This is a genomic window from Mesonia mobilis DSM 19841 (assembly GCF_000423405.1).
Lineage (GTDB): Bacteria > Bacteroidota > Bacteroidia > Flavobacteriales > Flavobacteriaceae > Mesonia > Mesonia mobilis.
The window spans coordinates 1-19,616 of record NZ_AUHX01000017.1; the positions used below are offsets into that span (position 1 = coordinate 1).

Consider the following 19,616-nt stretch of genomic DNA (forward strand, 5'->3'; position numbering starts at 1 on the left):
AAATGATGCCACTCTATAATACTATGGAGGATTAATCCAAATTTCTTCGGGCTATACTCCAGTAATAGGTAGATTGTATACGCGTTACGCACCCGTGCGCCACTCGTCAGCCAGAGCAAGCTCTGCTGTTACCGTTCGACTTGCATGTGTTAGGCCTGCCGCTAGCGTTCATCCTGAGCCAGGATCAAACTCTTCATCGTTGTTTTTTAAATATATTTACAATACTTAATTTCCAACTCGGAATTATCGTTTACTCTAATTTAATAAAGTAAGACTCAAAATTTAAAAATTAGCTATCTAGCCTTAATTCGTTTTTTACTGTCAATCAATACTTCAATGAACTCTTTTACTTCCACTCTTTTAAAAGCTTCCGTGTTGTCGAAAATAAAGGATTCGAACCTTCAACTCTATCGCGCCATCCCGGCTTTTCTTGTCATAATTTTTTAAGAACTTTAACGCTTTCTGCGTTTGCGGGTGCAAATGTAAAACTTATTTTTCAATTCAACAAATAAAAATTAAAGTTTTTTCATTTTTTATTTTTCAGCCTCACAAGATACAAACTTTATCTCCAAAACTCAAAAATTCCAACCCTTCTCAATGAACTTAGCTTCTCTCTCTCAAAGCGGATGCAAATGTAAAACCTTTTTGTTTACTAGCAAGTAAAAAATGAAGTTTTTTTTAATTTATTTTTTCAGCTTCTTTTAAGTAATCTATACTCCCCAAAACCGCTATAAACTCAACTTCAATCTAACTTTGCAATAAACATCGCTCCCTCTGAAAGCGGCTGCAAATATACGTCTGTTTTTCCTTCCTAAACAAACTTTTCTTCAACTTTATTTAAAGTTTTTTTAATAATTAAACTTAAAAACCAACCAAACAGTTAGTTAGAGCAGGAAATAATTTTGAGAATTACAAAAAGAAATCCCAAACTATACCAAAACGAATCGCAAAATCGCGATAAGGCTGCAAAGGGGCTACGAAATTATTGTTGCCATCAAAGATAGAAATGAAGTTTTCCAGCTTAAAAAAGAGTCTAGCCTGATCAACTTTTGCATTAAAAAAGTAATCTAAACGGTGAAAACCTTCTAGCTCAAATGAATTTTGCACATAAGATTCTGCCAAAACGGGATCGTAAGCATTTGCTTGAAAGCTCGTAAAATAGTTATAAACGAAACCTGTTTGCAAAAATAAAGCTTTATCGAACCAGAAATCTTCATAATAAAGTGAGTTTCTTGTTACGAACTCCGGTACTCGAAAAACTTCTTCCCCTTCAAACACATTCTGATACATTAAGGTATTATCTAAATTGAAGTTTTGAAATTCAAACTTTCGATTGGCTTTCAATTTTAAATAACCAACATTACCATCGTATTGTGCAGGTTTCACCATTTGCGCTGAAGAGATACCGGTGATCGTATCTGTAACCCCATTCGGATTGTCTTCTAAACCGAAATAAGTGAAATTATTTATCTGTGTTAAATGTGCAGATACGTTCGCCCATTTTTTAGACTTTAAATTGACACTTAGTTCTTGCTTTTGAATATTATCGAAATCGTTCTGCCAATTATAATTTACATAATCACTCTGAAATAACAGGAAATTAAAGTTGGGAGCGCTTGAGTTTATTACTAGTGCAGCATCTGCAACTGCATCTTCATTGATTCGATATCGAGCTTTTGCTTTCAAGTAATTTCCTGAAAATTCTTCAGATAGGTTGATCATGGCGTCTCCGGTTAAATCGAAACCACCAATCTTTTTGTGGTACCTTCCTCCTACAGAAACAATATCTCCTTTTATTCTATTATTAATGGTAGTACTATCTAAAATCAATTTTCGCTGATAACCATAATTGTAATTACTATGTTTTACTTGAAAAGCAATTTCACCTAATAAGTTGTTACAATATTCTGCGTAGAGCAAATTACTTACCCGCTGATATTCTACTTCATCTCGAAGATTACTGTTTTTATAAGATTCACCATAACCAAAAAATGGAGAGGTTTGGTTATACCAATATTCTTTATCGGTGAAGTTTAACGTATGCCCTATTCGTATTTGATTGTTCCGTGTAGAATCGTTACCCTTGACTACTTTATAGTGATGCTTCAAGAAAAAACGCTTTGTATAGAGCATGTTTTCAGCATCTTCAAAATTTACGCCTAATAGAGAACGATCGTCAAACTCTTCATCTTTGGCTAAAAATTGCTGAGCAGCGACAGGAGTTAAACCTCCGTTTTCTTCATTATTAGTGTCTTGAGAAACAAAATGAGTTTTTAGGTGATAGCGATTATTTTTAGACTCAAAACTACCACCTATTCTAAATGCTCCTTGACTCGACATTAAATTTTGATACCTTCCTAACGATCTTAAACCGCGATAACCAATAAAGAGATTTAATCGAGGCGTCATATTGGTTGTAAAGAATGCATCAACATTTTGACCTTGCTCGAAGGTGGTTTTAAAAAATAATTCGGTAAACGGAGTTGGGACATTATAATAGAATATATCTTCAACTTCGTAATAGCTGTAATGTTTTTCTCGAGCTCCTAAATCTGGTAATAAATCTACCTCATCAAAATCCCAAGCTAATTTTGTGTAAGCCTGCCCAACATTTGAAAATGGCAGTAACTCAAAATTATCTCTTCGAAGGTAATTATACTTATAGTCTTTATATATAGTAAGTGTCGTATCGACATAAGTGGTATCGTTTTCTACCGAAATTATTTTGTAATCTTCTATAGGTGGTTTTTCTCTATTATCGATCACTGTTTTTGGCGCATCACCAATATCTTTATTGCCAGTACCCAATGTACTGCCGTTGTTTCTTTGCAGCTGGCGTTGTTGTGCGAAACTTGCAAAAGAAATCACTAAGAAAAAAATGATGGTAATCTGTCTAATCATATCCGTAGTTCACTGCGGCAAAAGTATAATTTTTTAACGAATGTAATTTCGAATAATTGCTTTGGGTTTTAATAAGTGTCAATTTATGTAAATTTGCCGTATGCTAGAGCTTAAATATCATAAAGATTTAATTGAATGCGGAACCGACGAAGCCGGAAGAGGTTGCCTTGCCGGACCGGTAACTGCTGCAGCCGTCATTTTAAAAGACGATTTTAAAAATAAATTGCTGAATGATTCTAAGCAACTTTCAGAAAAAATCGCGACAGCTTACGAATTCTTATTGAAGAAGAAGCGCTTTGCTACGGCGTAAGCCACGTAATGATGGAAGAAATTGATGAGATTAATATTTTGAATGCATCCATTTTAGGAATGCACCGATCGATCGAGCAACTTTCCACTTTACCGGAACATATTGCGGTCGACGGAAATAAATTTAAGCCCTATCAAGAAATTCCGCATCAATGTGTGATTAAAGGTGACGGCAAATATCTAAATATTGCCGCAGCATCGATTCTAGCAAAAACCTATCGCGATGAGTTTATGGCAAAAATTCACGAAGAATACCCGATGTATAATTGGAAACAAAACAAAGGTTACCCAACCAAACAACATCGAGAAGCCATTAAAAAATACGGCATCACAAAATATCACCGAAAAAGCTTTCGTTTATTACCAGAACAGCTTAGCCTTCAATTAGAGTGATCTTGCCTATAATTTTTAATTTTGTTTAACAGTAAAACTATAGCAATACCGCTACATTTATCATATTAGAATTTTTTATCTTATGAAGAAGTTTCTCTTTTGTTGTCTTACACTTTTACTTTTTGCGGCTTGCCAAGAAGAGACTAAAGCCCCTTCAGAATTATTTAGTTTTATACCGCCCAATACTTCTATTATTTTAAAAAGTGATAACCTAAAAGATCTAGCAGCATCTTTAAAAGAGAATGAATTTTTAAAGGCTAATGAAAATTCTCCAGTTTACGAGCGCTTTCAACAGCAATTTAAAGCGCTTCAACATATAGAATCGTTTAACGAGAGCTTACTTTGTTTTAATAAAATTGGGCGAAAAGAGATTGCCATCACATTACTTACCGAAGAATCGATCAACATTAACTTAGATTCTATTCAAGATAAAAAAGTAGAAACTTTTAAATACGACAATAGCGAAATTAAAAAATACACTTTAGCCAGTAGCGAAACTTTTAGCACGCAACTTAACAATATATATGTCTATAGTTCTTCTAAATTGGTGCTAGAAAATATAATTAGAATTTACGACAACCAGTTACCGCAAGATCCTACTTTAGAAAAGATTTATCACGCTGCTTCAGAGAAACATTCGGTTTTTATTCATCAAGAAGAATTTAATCAGGTCTACCCGTTGCTTTTTCCGAACGGAACTACGAAGTTTCTACAAAATTTTTCAGATTGGACGGTTCTTGACCTCGATATCGATGAAGATGAAATTCATTTAAACGGAGTTTCTTCAGCAACTATTCAAGACAATCGTATTTTAAATCTGTTTGAAGGCATTGAACCCCAAACTAACGAAATGGCCGAAGTCGTACCCAATTCTGCCATTGGTTATTTTGCGTTTACCTACGATAATTTTGAAAAACTAAAATCGAATTTAACTGAATATAAAGCCAAAGAACTGGCTCCACTTCAGAATGAAAATTTCTTCAATTCGATTCAAGAAGTTGGTGAAGTTTATTTTTCAGACAATACAGAAGCTATTATTTTAAATTCGATAGATGCCACGATTTCTGCGGAAGCATTATTGGCTTATCAAGATGTGAATTCAGAATTTAGAGGCGTAAATATTTACAACTTTCCCGATCAAGACAATATTTTTGAAGCTTACCAACCGCTTATCAAACTAAACGATTTGGGCTTTTACGCAGCACTCGATCACTATTTTATTTTTGCCGATAATGTAAAAACCATCGAAAACATTATTGCTAACTACCAAAACAGAACGGTTTTAGGAAATGCCGATGCTTATAAAAATTCGCAAGATGCCTTAAGCGACGAATCTTCTATTCTTTTAGTTTCGATTAATGAGAATTTAAAAAAGCATTTGGCTTATAAAGTTGAAGAAAAATTGAAGGAAGATGTACAACAATTAAAGCTGAATGATTTTAAAGTGGGTGCGCTTCAATTTATCTATGACAATAATTTTGCTCACGTGAATGCGATACTTCAAAAAGCAAAAACCAATAACTCTCCGCAACACATTTCTCAAATAAATAGTATTAAATTTCCTGAAGCGATTGCGTCTCGACCACAATTCATTAAAAATTGGGGAACCAAACAGATGGAAATTGCCGTACAAGACGAAGCGAACGTGCTTCACGTTTATAACAATACGGGAGAATTACATTGGAAAAAACAACTCGACAGCAGAATCGAAGGCGACATTCAGCAAATCGATATTTATAACAATGGCCGTTTGCAACTCATGTTCGCTACGCAAAACCAAGTTTATATTTTAGACCGAAGCGGAAATGTGGTAAAACCTTTCCCTTTAAAATTCAACAACACGATCACGCAAGAGCTTTCTATTTTTGATTACGACAACAATAGTAAATACAGATTTGTACTTACGCAAGGCAATGAAGTGATGATGTTTAACAAAGAAGGTCGAAAAGTAAAAGGATTTAAATTCTCGAAAACCGATTCTGAACTTTTACAACCGCCTAAACATATACGCATTGGCAGAAAAGATTATATTCTGGTGAATGAAATGAACGGAACGCTACATATTTTAAGTAGAACCGGTGATATTCGAGTTCCGGCGAAAAAAGATTTCAGTTTCTCTACTAATAAATGGTATCAATACAAGAACTTGTTTACCACTACAAATATGAATGGAGAACTGATCCAGATTAATGAAAGCGGACAAATTACCACCAAAGATCTAGAGCTTACCGAAAATCATAGTTTCGTGGCGAATAATGAAACAATGGTCACTTTTAATGAAAATGAATTGAGCATTAACGGGAAGAAAGCAAATTTAGATTACGGTTTATATACTTCACCTCAACTTATTGAAGCAAATAATACAAACTACATTGCGATCACCGATACGCAAACCAGCAAAGTGTATTTGTTCGATACCAATGCAAATTTAATTGAAGGTTTTCCGGTTTATGGTAATTCTGAAGTAAGCATTGCCAATATGGACAATCGCGGAAAGTTAGAGCTTTGCGTAAAAGGGGAAGATAACAGCGTGTTGCTTTACCAGATGAATTAAACTGAATTATTCACGAATCATTTCAGCTTCAAAAAGTTTGGCAAAATGTTTCAGTAATTTTTCTTTTACTTCAGCAATATCAACTTCAGCTTTACCTAATTCAACATTTAAAGAAGTGACGGCTTTGCCTTTAATTCCGCACGGGATCATATTGTCGAAATAACCTAGATCTGCATTTACATTTAACGCAAAACCGTGCATCGTTACCCAGCGACTCGCACGAACGCCCATTGCACAAATTTTACGAGCAAATGGTGTCCCCACATCTAACCAAACTCCTGTTTCGCCTTTGCTGCGTTCTGCTTTTAAGCCATATTCTGCTAAGGTTCGAATGACCATTTCTTCTAAAAAACGAAGGTATTTATGAATGTCTGTAAAAAAATTATCGAGGTCTAAAATAGGGTAACCTACAATTTGTCCGGGACCGTGGTAGGTAATATCTCCGCCTCGATTCACTTTATAGAAAGTTGCATTTTTAGCGGCCAGTTCTTTTTCTGAAATTAAAAGATTAGAAAAATCTCCACTTTTGCCTAAGGTATAAACGTGCGGATGTTCTACATATAAAAAGTAATTATGGGTAGGCACTTGCGTTTGCTCTTTTCTATTCTTACTTTTTTGCTGAACGATTTCTTGGAAAATTTCTTCCTGAAAATCCCAAGTATCTTTATAATCTTTTATCCCTAATTCTTGTACAGCGACCTTTTTATTCATCGATTTGGATTATTTAAAATAATAAGTGCAGCGATCACGCCGGGTACCCAACCCAAAAGCGTTAAGATAATGACGATCAAAACAGAACCGCAACCTTTATCTAAAACTGAAAGCGGAGGAAAAATGACCGCTAAAATTACTCGCCAAATACTCATTTGCCAGCAAAGTTACGATTAATTTATTACCTAAAAATAAAAAACCTCCACACGAAATGTATGGAGGTTGTTCTATGAGTAAGACTCAATATTATCTAACAATAACTTTTTTGGCAATAGTAGATTTACCCGATTTTAATTGAATAAAATATACACCGCTCATTAATTCTGAAACATTCACTGAATTGGCGCTTAGTTGTTTTTCAGAAAAAGTCTTCACTAAGCTACCATCAATCGCATAAATTTTAGCTTGCTCTATTTGCAAACCATTATCAAAACGAAAGTTCGCCACATCACTCACTGGATTTGGATAGATAGAAAAATTAGCTCTCGCAAAATCGTTAACCGCTAAAGCAACCTCAGCTTCTAAATAGTCAGGAATGCCGTTATTATTGGTATCATCATCGGTTGGATCGCCATTATTGTTATAATCTTCATCGGCAGTTAAAATGCCATCGCCATCATCGTCGTCATCTAAATAATTAGGGATGCCGTCACCATCGGTATCATCATTAGCTAAATTTCCGTCAGGACTATTAAAATCTGAATTACGACCTTCGTTACTTGTATTATCAACATCTTCATCTTGATTTTGAACTAAATCGCCATCTTCGTCACCATCGGCAAGCACTACTCCAATCGAAAATGAAGTGATCGTCCAACATCCTAAAAATTCATTTTCCGAACGCACATAAATTTCTTGAGGATTACTAAGGTTAGTATAACTTTCCGGATTAGAGATTTGATTAAAGTTACCTTCGGCTCCTTCTAATGACTGATAATAAGAAATGATAATTTCTTCAGGATCTTGATCCCCTAAAACAGTAGCTTCAGCAATGGTTAAATCAAAAATTGAAAATTCTCCATCTTCATTATAATGTACTATTCCTACATAAGGGTTTGAACTTGGGATTGGGAATACAAACAATTCGATTTCTGCTGTATCAAATTCTCCGGTCTCAAGACTTTCCATTCTGGCATATAATTTATCACCATTAATCCCGGTATATTCAAATGGTAAATCTCCTATACCTCCTTGGGCGTCTTCTAGTGAATAATGATAACTTATTTCGAAATCTGCTGAAGATTCTCCGTTTAAAATATCTACATCAGCTTGGGTCAAATCGAAATATGCAACACCATCATAATCATCATCGCATATTTCTAAGGTCGTATTTATTGCAGTCACTTGCGAAAGCATCGTGATCGGTAACAATAAAATTAAAAGTAGTATTTTTTTCATCGTAATTTATTGATTAGGTTTCAAATATAGCGGTTGAAACCAAAAAATTACCCTAAGAAAAAACTAAAACCTTCATAAAGTTGCGCTAAAATTACTCCTCATATAATATGTATCCACAATTCCACAGCTCTTTCATTGCCAAAAACTAAAAACCTCCATACGAAAAGTACGGAGGTTTTTCTATGAGTAAGACTCAATATTATCTCACAATAAGTTTTTTGGCAATAGTAGATTTACCCGATTTAAACTGAATAAAATATACCCCACTCATTAATTCTGAAATATTCACGGAATTTGTGCTTAGTTGTTTTTCTGAAAAAATTTTCACTAAACTACCATCAATAGCATAGATTTTAGCTTCTTCTATAACTAAAGCATTATCTAAACGAAACTTTACAAAATTCGTAGCAGGATTTGGGAACATTGAAAAATTAGCTCTCTCAAAATCGTTGACTGCTAAAGTAACCTCAGTTTCTAAATAATCAGGAATGCCGTTATTATTGGTATCATCATCGGTGGGATCGCCATTATTGTTATAATCTTCATCTGCAGTTAGAACTGCATCATCATCGTCATCATTATCTAAATAATTAGGAATGCCGTCACCATCGGTATCGTCATTCGCCAAGTTACCATCAGCACTATTAAAATCTGAATTACGACCTTCGTTACTTGTATTATCAACATCTTCATATTGATTTTCAACTAAATCGCCGTCTTCGTCATCTTCACAACCGATTACTGCGATATCAAAAGAAGTAATATTCCAACAAGCGGTATTTGCATTTTCTACGCGAACATAAACTGTCTGCGGATTCATATAATTTGTAAAATTTTGAGGAGTTACAATTTGGTTAACAAAAGCCTCTGCATCTGCTAGAGTTTCAAAGTAAAAAATCTCAAAATCAACAGGATTTTGACTTCCTAAAATCGTAGTTTCAGAAATCGTTAAATCGAAAGTTGAAGAAACACCATCTGTACTACAATGCACAATACCTACATAAGGATTTGCTTCTGGAGTTAGGTTTACATACAGATCTATACTTGAATTTGCGAATTCACCGGTTTGATAGCTTTCTAGTCTTGCATAAATAACTTGATGGTATGGTGAAGTATTTTGGTAAGACATTACATTTACAATGGCATTTGTACCATTTTCTGCACCGACTAAAGTTTCGTGATAAGTAAGATCATAGCCATTTATGGTTTGTCCAGCTAAAATTTCGGCTTCAGTCATCGTAAGGTCGAATGTTGAGAAACCGTTATTATCGTCGTCACAAACATATAAAAAAGCATCGTTAGCCGTTACTTGAGAAATTAATGCAAATGGAAATAGTAAAATTAAGAGTAGTATTTTTTTCATTGTTTGTTAATTATTGATTCAACTATAAAACAAACCAACTTAAAAAATTACCCTAAATCACTTCCAAAACTTCTCAGAAAATGCTCTACTCCTTTTTTGATTGCTAACTTCTTAGTAATTATCTTTGCCCCTTCAAAAAAATAGAAACTGTATTATGCAATTATCTGAACAAGAACTTGTACGTAGAGAAAAATTAGATTCTCTTAGAAAGCTAGGCATTAATCCTTATCCGGCAGATTTATATCCGGTAAACCATACGACTACTAAGGTCAAACAGGATTTTGAAGAAGGTAAACAGGTGGTGATCGCAGGTCGTCTAATGTCTAGAAGAATACAAGGTAAAGCTTCTTTTGCAGAATTACAGGATTCTACTGGGCGCATACAGGTCTACTTCAACAGAGATGAAATTTGTACCGGTGAAGACAAAACGCTTTACAACGATGTCTATAAAAAATTATTAGATATTGGTGATTTTATAGGGATCGAAGGAGAATTATTTACGACTCAAGTAGGTGAAAAAACCGTAATGGTAAAAAACTTCACCTTATTAAGTAAAGCTCTAAAACCTTTACCGCTACCAAAAGTAGATAAAGAAGGAAATGAGTTTGATAAATTCAATGATCCGGAAATGCGTTACCGCCAACGTTACGCAGACTTAGTAGTAAACCCAAAAGTGAAAGACGTTTTTGTAAAACGCACAAAGCTTTTTGCGGCGATGCGAAACTTTTTTAATGAGAAAGGTTATTTTGAAGTTGAAACGCCGATCTTACAATCAATTCCTGGTGGTGCGGCTGCAAGACCTTTTGTGACGCATCATAATGCGTTAGACATTCCTTTATATTTAAGAATTGCGAACGAGCTTTACTTAAAAAGATTGATCGTTGGTGGTTTTGATGGTGTTTATGAGTTTTCTAAAAACTTTAGAAACGAAGGAATGGATAGAACCCATAATCCTGAATTTACCGCAATGGAAATTTATGTAGCTTATAAAGACTACAATTGGATGATGGATTTTACTGAAAAATTATTAGAGCATTGTGCTATCGCCGTTAACGGAACTACCGAAGCAACTTTTGGTGAACATAAAGTAGATTTTAAAGCGCCGTACAAGCGTGTAACTATGACCGATGCCATTAAGCAATTTACCGGTTTCGACATTACCGGCAAGACGGAAGAAGAATTACGTGAAGCTGCTTTAAGAATGGATATCGAAGTAGATGAAACAATGGGAAAAGGTAAATTGATCGATGAAATTTTTGGGGAGAAGTGTGAAGGTAACTTTATTCAGCCTACTTTCATTACCGATTACCCGAAAGAAATGAGTCCGCTTTGTAAAGAACACCGTGAAAACCCGGAACTCACCGAACGTTTTGAACTTATGGTTTGCGGTAAAGAAATTGCCAATGCGTATTCAGAATTAAATGACCCGATCGACCAACGCGAGCGTTTTGAAGAACAACTAAAATTAGCTGAAAAAGGTGATGATGAAGCGACTGAGTTTATCGATCAAGATTTCTTAAGAGCTTTAGAATATGGTATGCCGCCAACTTCTGGTTTAGGAATCGGGATGGACCGTTTAATTATGTTCTTAACCAATAACCAATCGATACAAGAAGTTCTATTTTTCCCACAAATGAAACCAGAACGTAAAAAGGTTGATCTAACCGAAGAAGAAAAAGCAGTCTTAGAATTATTAAAGAAAGAATCTCCACAAGAATTAGATGCTTTAAAAACAGCTTCTGGTTTGAGTAATAAAAAATGGGACAAAGCCATTAAAGGATTAAGAAAACACAAATTAGCCAATGTCGAAAAAACCGATGATGGTTTGTTTGTTGTCTTGGAAAAATAAATTCAACTAAGAATATAAAAATTCTACCTATAGATAAAAAGGGATCTTTCAAATTTGAAAGGTTCCTTTTTTTATTCGTCGACACTTTTCGTCTATTCAACGACAGTTTCTTTGCTTTTATCTGAAACAATGATAGAATATTTCAAAGATGATGTATTTTCAGTTTACTAAAACTTAATGCAATGTCTTTAATACCACCCCACGAATTCAAAAACTCTTTTACGAGGCTCAGCCTTTTAAAAGAATACCAAATGCTTATTTCTCAAGCTTGGGATTTTAAGCAATTAGACCCTTCAGAAAGTGATTTTTTAGAATATCAAGCGCTGTTGTTACTTCAGAAAATCAAATTCATGTTTAACTAAACATACACCTTTTCATCTAACTAATAATTATTATTTTAGTTAGATGAAAAGGTGTATGCCTAAACAAACCTCACTTTTACATTCCTATTTTAAAGTCAGCTTTTGGCTTCATATTTCCCTGCTCCTATTTATTGCTGAAAGTATTTTTTATAAAATTCAATTAGAAAAAACTTCAGCTATACAAGAAACCTACTCGCTTTTCTGGTTGAGTTGCTTCCTCTTTTCATTTACGCATATTTTTCTGGTGTTAATGGATAGTTGGTCACGTTTTCAAAATTATAAGCGCATAAAAGATCAACTTTTCATGTATGGTTTTCAGCCTAAGATCGCTAATAATTATTTGGTTTCGAAATGCCAACGAAGAGCGCTAAAAATTGCTTGTGAAGAACTGGATCTTGAACAAGAATATACTCGTTACCTAGAACGCTGTAAGGTGAAATGGTATCACTTCGTCCCTTATTTTATGATCGAGGATCCGCTATTTCTATTCAGAAAACATTTCTGGAACCGTACGTTTTTAGAGAAAATATATCAACCAAAATTTGATTACCAACAATTATATTTAGAAAGTATAGAAACTCATAAAAAAAAGAGAATTACTATAAACAATTCTCTTTTTTGTTATTCATCTTTTTGATACAGTTTTAAATCTCGGGTATTCTTCTGCACACAAATAGAAGCGTACATACTTAACACAAATGCCATCCCGTAAAAACCTTTTTCGCTGAGTTCTAGATCGGCATTCCACAACCCGATAATTAGAAGTAAAATGGAAGCTAAGGTGGTAAACCAACTTATGCCGTAATAAATTTCGGTAACGGGAAGTCCTTCTTGTTTATCTCTTACATTTTTTTGTACAGAGATCACCGAAAACAAACCGAACAATAAAATGGCGAAATAGTATCCTTTTTCGTTCAGCCACATAGTTGCATTCCATAATCCTACGCAATATGAAACCATTCCTGTAAGTAAAGCGACCCAAGATGCCGAAACAAACGCGCCGGTAGGTTTGCCTGAATAGGATTCTTTTGAAAATTTCTGAAATGCTTTTCTTTCTTCTTTTTCTTCTGAATTAAAAACTTGATTTTCCATAGGTTTAGTTTTAATGTTGAAGCAAAATTGAAGAAAAGCCTTCAGCTGAAAAAAGCTAAATATTCAAAAAACTTACGAGTTAATTATTCTAATTATTCAAGTAAACACTATATTTAATGAATTCAATTGAATAAAAACTTACGAGATCATTGAAAAATATTCAGCAACTTATTAGCATTCTTACCGAGAAAGAGCAAGTTGAATTTATTCAGCATTTAAAAAAGAAGAACAAAACCAAAGACGAGAAGAATATTCAGCTTTTTAAATTGATCTTAAATGAACCTTATCTGAATAATTATGCAGATAAGATTTATGCTGAAAGAAATAAAAATGCATTTCACGCTTTAAGCAAAAGACTCCAAGATAGTTTAGTAGATTTTATAGCGATTAAAGCTTTTGAAAATGAAAATTCTGCGGAACAAGAACTCTTCAAAAAAATTTTAGCTGCAAGAATTTTAGTAGATCATCAAAACTATAAATTTGCTTTTAAGCTTTTAAAAAAGGCCGAATCTAAAGCTAAACAATTAGAACTTTATTCCATTTTACGGGAAGTTTACATCACTTTATTACAGTTTGCACACCTTTATGAAAAGATAGATGTCACTGAATTAAAGCTGAAAATCGCTAAGAATCAGCAACACTTAGACCTTGAACTTCGCTTACAATTGGTAGAAGCTGAATTAAAATTAAGCGCTAAAAAGAATAAAATTTTAGACTCCGCTTATATTGAAAAATTACTTCAACAACACCAAATTGAAATAAAAGAAGAACTCACCTTTAAAGCTTTACTAAGGCTTTTTACCATACTCGATTTAAAATCTCAGTTAGAAAGTAATTATTTCGCTAATCTAAAAGAGCTCGAAAAACTCTATGCGCTAGTTCACCAAAAACAGCATTTACAGCATCGTCATCACTACGAGCATTTGCAAATTTTACAATTATTGAGCTATGCTTATTTTAGAAGTCGAGATTTTAAACATTTCAAGGAATACTTAGATAAATTTGAACAATTACTAGAACAAAATCTTCCATTTCGAAATCAGTTTGATGAGGATTTATTTTTGCTAAAAGCATATTACTTCAATTTTACCGGTAAGGCTCCTGAAGCGATTCCGTTGTTAGAAGCTCAAAAAACCAAATCCTTTTTACCGCAATTGTTTTTGATGACTTGTTACATTCAGCAAAACGAGATCAAAAAAGCTTATCAAACTCTACAGCAACTTCATAAATCTGATCTTTGGTACGCTAAACATCACGGTGAAATTTGGGTGATCAAGAAAAACCTTATCGAACTTATTCTATTAGTAGAGCTAGACAATTATGATGTTTTTGAATCTAGGCTACATTCATTTCAAAAAAAATATTACAAAAAGCTACAGTCAACAGGAAATGAAAGAGTTATTGTTTTCAGTAAACTAATCAGAGATTTTTACCTCAACCAAAATTTTGACCAACAACAAATCAAAATTTTAGAAAATTCAGTTTTCAAAAAAGAAGATATTTTTATGGTTTGCTTTTATGCCTGGTTAAAAGCCAAAGTTGAATCTAAAGATTTGTATGAACTAACTTTAAATTTAATTTCTAATTAAGGCTTAGTAGTTAAAATATTGCAGATAAAATAAATTGTCTTATTTTTAACGACTAATCTAAATAAACGATCCCTATGAAAAAAATAATCACACTTTTCGCTCTTACAGTAAGTCTTTTTCTTACTTCTGAAAGCTTATCTGCTCAAAACTCAAAATTAAACCGAGCAGAAATAGAAGATAAAGCTAAAAAAGAAATGGTAAGCCTTGACGAAGAGCTAGACTTAACGACAGAACAAGAACAATTTGTTTTTAAACAATATTATAGTTATTTCACAAATTACAATAAGCATCTTAATCAAAAAATTAAAGATGAAAATTATAAGAAAAACAAATTGAAATTCGATGAGACTTTAATAGCACAAATGAAAAAAATACTTAACGAAGAGCAATTTGCTAAATTTGAAAAACTACAAAAAAACAAATCACAAAAAGAAATCTTAAAATAAGAATAGATTCAAAAAAATAAAAAAGCCGGCTTTATAAAGCCGGCTTTTTTATTTTAAACCATTCTTAAAATTATCAGTCTTACTACTACAAAACATAAATTCATGATTAAAAAATCCACTCAAAAAATCTGTATTGCGCTCTCGTGTCTTATTGCGAGTAGTTGTGCCGTTTTTCAGCCTAAAAAAAATGAAAGCGCTAAACCTAAACAAGAAAAAAGCGCTTCAGACATTAAACCTTACAGCAAAGTAATAACCGACAAAGCTAAAACGGACGAAGGTTTATTCAATGTGCATTATTTAGACAAAAAGTATTTTTACGAAATCCCAGATAGCATCTTAAATAGAGAAATGCTAATGGTTACTCGTATTGCCAAAACTGCTACCGGTATTGGTTTTGGTGGCGGTAAGCAAAATACTCAAGTACTGCGTTGGCAGAAAAAAGGTGATAATATTTTATTAAGAGTGGTTTCTCACGAAATTGTAGCTGCAGATTCGTTACCTATTCATGAAGCGGTCGTGAATTCTAATTTCGAACCGATCTTATATTCTTTCCCGATCAAAGCTTTTCATAAAGATTCGGTAAATAACGCAAGTGTGATTGAGGTAACCGATTTATTTGAAAAAGATATTCAGGCGCTAGGCTTAAGACAATCTCGCAGAAAAGCTTATAAAATTTCAAAAGTAGATGGTAACCGTTCGTACGTAGATACGATTAAGAGTTTCCCTCAAAATATTGAAGTAAGACACGTAAAAACCTATAATGCCGGCAATCCGCCGTCTAATGAAACGACCGGTTCTATTTCTTTAGAATTTAGCAACTCGATGATCTTACTTCCTAAAGAACCGATGAAGCGTCGTTACTTCGATGAACGTGTAGGTTGGTTTGCCAGAAGCCAAACCGATTATGGTTTAGACGCTCAAAAAAGTAAAGAAGTTAAATACTTAGATCGCTGGCGTTTAGAAGTAAAAGAAGAAGACAAAGAAAAATTTAAAGACGGAGAGCTAGTTGAACCTAAAAAGCAAATCGTTTACTACATCGATCCTGCAACTCCAAAAAAATGGAGAAAATACATCAAGCAAGGTATTGAAGATTGGCAAGTAGCTTTTGAAGCTGCCGGATTTAAAAATGCAATTATTGCAAAAGACGCTCCAACGAAAGAAGAAGATCCAGATTGGAGCCCGGAAGATGTTCGTTATTCAACGGTTCGCTATCTAGCTTCTCCAATACCCAACGCAAACGGACCTCACGTTAGTGATCCTCGATCGGGAGAGATTTTAGAATCAGACATCAACTGGTACCATAACGTAATGACCTTATTGAGAAACTGGTATTTCGTGCAAACTGCAGCGATCAACGAAGATGCTCGTGGTGTAGAATTTAAAGATGAAATTATGGGACGTTTAATTCGTTTTGTTTCTTCTCACGAAGTGGGTCACACCTTAGGTTTACCACACAATATGGGAAGTAGCGTTGCTTACGCGGTAGACGATTTACGTGATCCTGAATTCACCAGCAAATACGGAACTGCGCCATCGATCATGGATTATGCACGTTTCAATTATATCGCTCAACCCGGTGATGGTGATGTGGCGTTAATGCCGAATATTGGTCCGTACGATAAATATGCGATCAAATGGGGTTACAAACCTATTCTGAATAAAACGGCAAAAGAAGAAAAGCCCATCTTAGATGAATGGATTTTAGAACATGCCGGCGATCCGCTTTACCGTTTCGGCAAGCAACAAAGTGGTGTGATCGATCCTACTTCTCAAACGGAAGATTTAGGTGACGATTCTATGAAAGCAAGTGCATACGGTATCGAAAACTTAAAAAGAATTGTTCCCAATTTAATTGAATGGACCGCAGAAGACGGGAAAGATTACCAAGATCTAGACGATTTATACCAACAAGTTTTAGCACAATACAACCGTTATATGGGTCACGTTACAGCGAATATTGGTGGTGTGGTTGAAACCTATAAAACTTACGATCAAGAAGGTGCGGTTTACAAACATTTAAGTACCGATAAGCAAGAACGCGCGATGAAGTTTTTACAAAAACAACTTTTCGAAACTCCGGAATGGCTGCTTGACCAAGAAATTTTTGGCAGAATAGAATTTGATGGAAGCATCGAGCGTTTAAGCGATTACCAAACTCGTACCCTTAAAAATCTTTTAGATTATGGTAGAATGGCTCGTCTGATCGAAAACGAAGAACTTAACGGAAGCAAAGCTTACGGACTTTACGATATGATGACCGATTTAAGAAAAGGTATTTTTAGTGAACTTAACAGAAACAATAAGATCTCTTTATACCGAAGAAATTTACAACGTGCTTATGTAGATCGTTTAGATTATTTAATGAACAATGAGCAAAAAGAAATTCCTGCGCGTTACAGAAGTTGGGTAACTCGTAGTAATATCGATGTGAATAGAAGTGATATTAAAGCTGTAGTAAGAGCAGAATTGAAGACTTTATTGAGCAACTTAAAATCTTCTCAGTATAGATTTTCAGATCAAATGAGTAAAATTCACGTACAAGATTTAATCGAACGTGTAGATTTAATTCTGAATCCTAATAAATAAGATTGAATTTTCAATTGCAAAAAAGCCGACTTACAAGTCGGCTTTTTTTATATGTTGTTGGTAATAAAACGCAGGAATTAATAATAAGATTAACAAGGGCTGAATTAAAAACCGTCGTACATAAAACAGTAAAAAATGTAAATCGGGTTGCATCGTCGTAAGTAAATACAAAAATACCGGAGCCAAAATCAACAGTAAAATTCCATAAATTAAAGCAGAAAATTTCAAGACTTGCTTCGAAAACAACAAGACCAAGATCAATATCGAAACTAAACTGTTCAGTATATATCGAGCAATAGTCGCCCCAAAAAGCTTCCACAATTCAAAATCGGGAGCTGCGTAGTTGTGATAATTTCCACGGAAAAAATTCAGCAATGGGTCATAAAATAGTTCGGTTTCAAAAGTTCGTATCGCCGCTAACAGCACAAACCCTAAAAACGCCAAGCCATATTTCAACAACTTATTCATCTGCTTTTTTCTTATAACCGGCAGCCATTTTCACCCAAATAAGCCACAATACAAAAACACTTCCGTAAATTACAGCCGGGAAAGCAGTATCGTGTAAAAACTCCTGACTTTCAGGATACTCATAAATACCAATAGCCAACAGCGCAATTCGCACTACATTCATCACATAAATAAGCACACTTCCTGCAATTAAATACAAGAAAGTAGGTTTAAATTTGGTGTGAAAAGCGATAATAAAACTCACAAACAAAATAAGTACGCTAATCGAATTACAGCCTTCGATGATTCTTGCCAAGTAATTTCCGTTCACGTACAACTTCATCGAAGGATCGTTAGGATGCTTCGAAATATGAGAATCGTAACCAAAAGCTTCGATCACACTCGAGGTTTGACTCGACACTAAATGCGTAATGTAATCGGGATAAAATTCTTCAGAACTTCCGTAGAATAAATACAATTTATAAAAACCGGCCAGCACCAAATAGCAACCTATAAAAAGGACTAAAAATTTGATCACTGCTTTATTTTTCTTAAATATTTCTTTCAAACTAACAGGTTTAACTGCAACAAAGTTATACAAATAAGTATACCTATTTCTTAAATATTAAATACTTTTGCCTAAAATTAATGCAATGAATTTAGAAGAATTAAAACCAAAAGTCACCAACATATTGGCGCAAGAGCAGCTTTCTGTAGAACACCGCTTAGAAGAGATTTGCAATGTGCTTCGTGACAACATTTCTTACTACAACTGGGTAGGATTTTATTTTAAGAACGGAGATAAAAACGAATTAAAACTCAGCTCCTTCGCCGGCGAACCAACCGATCACACGATTATTCCTTTTGGAAAAGGTATTTGCGGACAAGTAGCCGAATCGAACAGCAATTTCGTGGTTCCCGATGTAAAAGCACAAGACAATTACATTGCTTGCAGCATCACGGTAAAAGCAGAAATTGTCGTTCCGTTATTTGTAAATGGTAAAAACATTGGGCAAATCGATATCGACTCAAACACCATCGATCCCTTTACCGATAAAGATGAACGATTTTTAGAATTTGTAAATGCTGAAGTAGCTAAAGTTTTAGAAAAATAAGTTGGGCGTTCCCTGCCGGGACGGGCTCTCGGCAGTCGCTTTTCTCAATTCCTGCGTAGGCAGGAATCTCCAAAGAGCTCCAGCAAAGCCTCCATCCCTAACGCGTCATTTAGGAATTGGGCAGTAGGGTTTAGGTTTTAGGGAATCAAAAAAGTCAGTTCGATTTCTATGACAATTGCAAACGATTTTTATAATTTGTTTGATTTTTAATTAATGCCATAGCGATGTGTATTAACTTGTTCCTGACCGCATTTAAAACACTCATCTTATTTTTGCCTTCTTCGACTTTTCTTAGGTAATAAATTCGTAAATCATTTTGCATTCTTACCGCCCTCATAGCAGCCATCTGAAGTACGGACTTTAATGTCATATCTGCCATTTTAGATACTCTGGGTTTGGTTCTCAGGCTGGTGCCGCTCTGTTGTTCAAATGGTACCACTCCAGCAAAACAAGCCAGTTTTCTCGGGTCACATAATCGCTTAAAACCTTCTGTTTTTACTG

Annotated in this window: 17 protein-coding genes, 1 rRNA gene and 1 pseudogene; 9 read left to right on the forward strand and 10 right to left on the reverse strand. The window is 34.4% G+C overall.

What is annotated here, in order from left to right:
* Nucleotides 1-200: ribosomal RNA gene (locus G551_RS0111395) — 16S ribosomal RNA — on the reverse strand; the annotation flags it as partial.
* Between the two features lie 709 nt (nt 201-909).
* Nucleotides 910-2,901, reverse strand: coding sequence for a putative porin (locus G551_RS0111400; RefSeq protein WP_027885700.1), 1,992 nt, complete (start codon nt 2,899-2,901; stop codon nt 910-912).
* 100 nt (nt 2,902-3,001) lie between these two features.
* Here G551_RS0111400 and G551_RS15765 point away from each other — a divergent pair.
* Both G551_RS15765 and G551_RS0111410 read left to right on the forward strand, forming a co-directional pair.
* Nucleotides 3,002-3,603 (forward strand): annotated as a pseudogene (locus tag G551_RS15765) (ribonuclease HII).
* An 82-nt stretch (nt 3,604-3,685) separates the two neighbouring features.
* A complete protein-coding gene (locus G551_RS0111410; protein WP_027885701.1) occupies nt 3,686-6,157 on the forward strand; it encodes an NHL repeat-containing protein in 2,472 nt (823 codons plus the stop codon).
* 6 nt (nt 6,158-6,163) lie between these two features.
* Here the strand turns inward: G551_RS0111410 and lipB are convergent, their stop codons facing one another.
* The 4 genes from lipB to G551_RS0111430 all read right to left on the reverse strand — a co-directional run bounded on the left by lipB (nt 6,164) and on the right by G551_RS0111430 (nt 9,629).
* Nucleotides 6,164-6,868, reverse strand: coding sequence for a lipoyl(octanoyl) transferase LipB (gene lipB, locus G551_RS0111415; RefSeq protein WP_027885702.1), 705 nt, complete (start codon nt 6,866-6,868; stop codon nt 6,164-6,166).
* Nucleotides 6,865-7,023 carry a YqaE/Pmp3 family membrane protein gene (locus G551_RS16445; RefSeq protein WP_084626406.1) on the reverse strand — a complete coding sequence of 53 codons (159 nt, stop codon included), beginning with the start codon at nt 7,021-7,023 and terminating at the stop codon, nt 6,865-6,867. Before G551_RS16445 ends, lipB begins: the two co-directional genes overlap by 4 nt.
* 91 nt (nt 7,024-7,114) lie before the next feature.
* Nucleotides 7,115-8,266 (reverse strand): T9SS type A sorting domain-containing protein, encoded by a 1,152-nt coding sequence (locus G551_RS16255; protein WP_027885703.1) that lies wholly within the window; start codon nt 8,264-8,266, stop codon nt 7,115-7,117.
* Between the two features lie 199 nt (nt 8,267-8,465).
* On the reverse strand, nt 8,466-9,629 hold the full coding sequence (locus G551_RS0111430) for a T9SS type A sorting domain-containing protein (RefSeq protein ID WP_027885704.1): 1,164 nt from the start codon (nt 9,627-9,629) through the stop codon (nt 8,466-8,468).
* 154 nt (nt 9,630-9,783) lie between these two features.
* Between G551_RS0111430 and lysS the strand changes: the two genes are divergently transcribed.
* From lysS to G551_RS15775, 3 genes are all read left to right on the forward strand, one after another.
* Nucleotides 9,784-11,478: a lysine--tRNA ligase gene (gene lysS / locus G551_RS0111435; RefSeq protein ID WP_027885705.1), complete on the forward strand. Its 1,695-nt coding sequence runs from the start codon at nt 9,784-9,786 to the stop codon at nt 11,476-11,478.
* A gap of 182 nt (nt 11,479-11,660) precedes the next feature.
* On the forward strand, nt 11,661-11,840 hold the full coding sequence (locus tag G551_RS0111440) for a hypothetical protein (protein ID WP_027885706.1): 180 nt from the start codon (nt 11,661-11,663) through the stop codon (nt 11,838-11,840).
* 55 nt (nt 11,841-11,895) lie between these two features.
* Nucleotides 11,896-12,477: a hypothetical protein gene (locus G551_RS15775; protein ID WP_189394892.1), complete on the forward strand. Its 582-nt coding sequence runs from the start codon at nt 11,896-11,898 to the stop codon at nt 12,475-12,477.
* Here G551_RS15775 and yiaA read toward each other — a convergent pair.
* Entirely contained in the window at nt 12,462-12,932 is a 471-nt protein-coding gene (gene yiaA / locus G551_RS0111450; RefSeq protein WP_027885707.1) for an inner membrane protein YiaA, read from the reverse strand. The two genes, G551_RS15775 and yiaA, sit on opposite strands and share 16 nt — an antisense overlap.
* A gap of 149 nt (nt 12,933-13,081) precedes the next feature.
* On the opposite strand from yiaA, the gene G551_RS0111455 reads away from it, so the two are divergent.
* The 3 genes from G551_RS0111455 to G551_RS0111465 all read left to right on the forward strand — a co-directional run bounded on the left by G551_RS0111455 (nt 13,082) and on the right by G551_RS0111465 (nt 17,553).
* The gene (locus G551_RS0111455; RefSeq protein WP_027885708.1) at nt 13,082-14,521 is read left to right on the forward strand and encodes a hypothetical protein; all 1,440 of its coding nucleotides are present in this window, start codon (nt 13,082-13,084) and stop codon (nt 14,519-14,521) included.
* A gap of 74 nt (nt 14,522-14,595) precedes the next feature.
* Complete coding sequence (locus tag G551_RS0111460; protein ID WP_027885709.1) at nt 14,596-14,967, forward strand: hypothetical protein; 372 nt, start codon at nt 14,596-14,598, stop codon at nt 14,965-14,967.
* A gap of 102 nt (nt 14,968-15,069) precedes the next feature.
* A complete protein-coding gene (locus tag G551_RS0111465; RefSeq protein ID WP_027885710.1) occupies nt 15,070-17,553 on the forward strand; it encodes a zinc-dependent metalloprotease in 2,484 nt (827 codons plus the stop codon).
* Between the two features lie 30 nt (nt 17,554-17,583).
* Here G551_RS0111465 and G551_RS0111470 read toward each other — a convergent pair whose 3' ends face one another.
* Nucleotides 17,584-18,021 carry an exosortase F system-associated membrane protein gene (locus G551_RS0111470; RefSeq protein ID WP_027885711.1) on the reverse strand — a complete coding sequence of 146 codons (438 nt, stop codon included), beginning with the start codon at nt 18,019-18,021 and terminating at the stop codon, nt 17,584-17,586.
* Nucleotides 18,014-18,568, reverse strand: a complete 555-nt coding sequence (xrtF, locus tag G551_RS0111475) for an exosortase family protein XrtF (protein WP_036243778.1) — start codon at nt 18,566-18,568, stop codon at nt 18,014-18,016. Before xrtF ends, G551_RS0111470 begins: the two co-directional genes overlap by 8 nt.
* 85 nt (nt 18,569-18,653) lie before the next feature.
* On the opposite strand from xrtF, the gene G551_RS0111480 reads away from it, so the two are divergent.
* A complete protein-coding gene (locus G551_RS0111480; RefSeq protein WP_027885713.1) occupies nt 18,654-19,115 on the forward strand; it encodes a GAF domain-containing protein in 462 nt (153 codons plus the stop codon).
* Nucleotides 19,116-19,281: 166 nt separating this feature from the next.
* On the opposite strand, the gene G551_RS0111485 is transcribed toward G551_RS0111480, so the two are convergent.
* Nucleotides 19,282-19,616, reverse strand: a 335-nt coding sequence (locus G551_RS0111485; RefSeq protein ID WP_027885714.1) for a transposase, incomplete at its 5' end; no start/stop codon positions are given.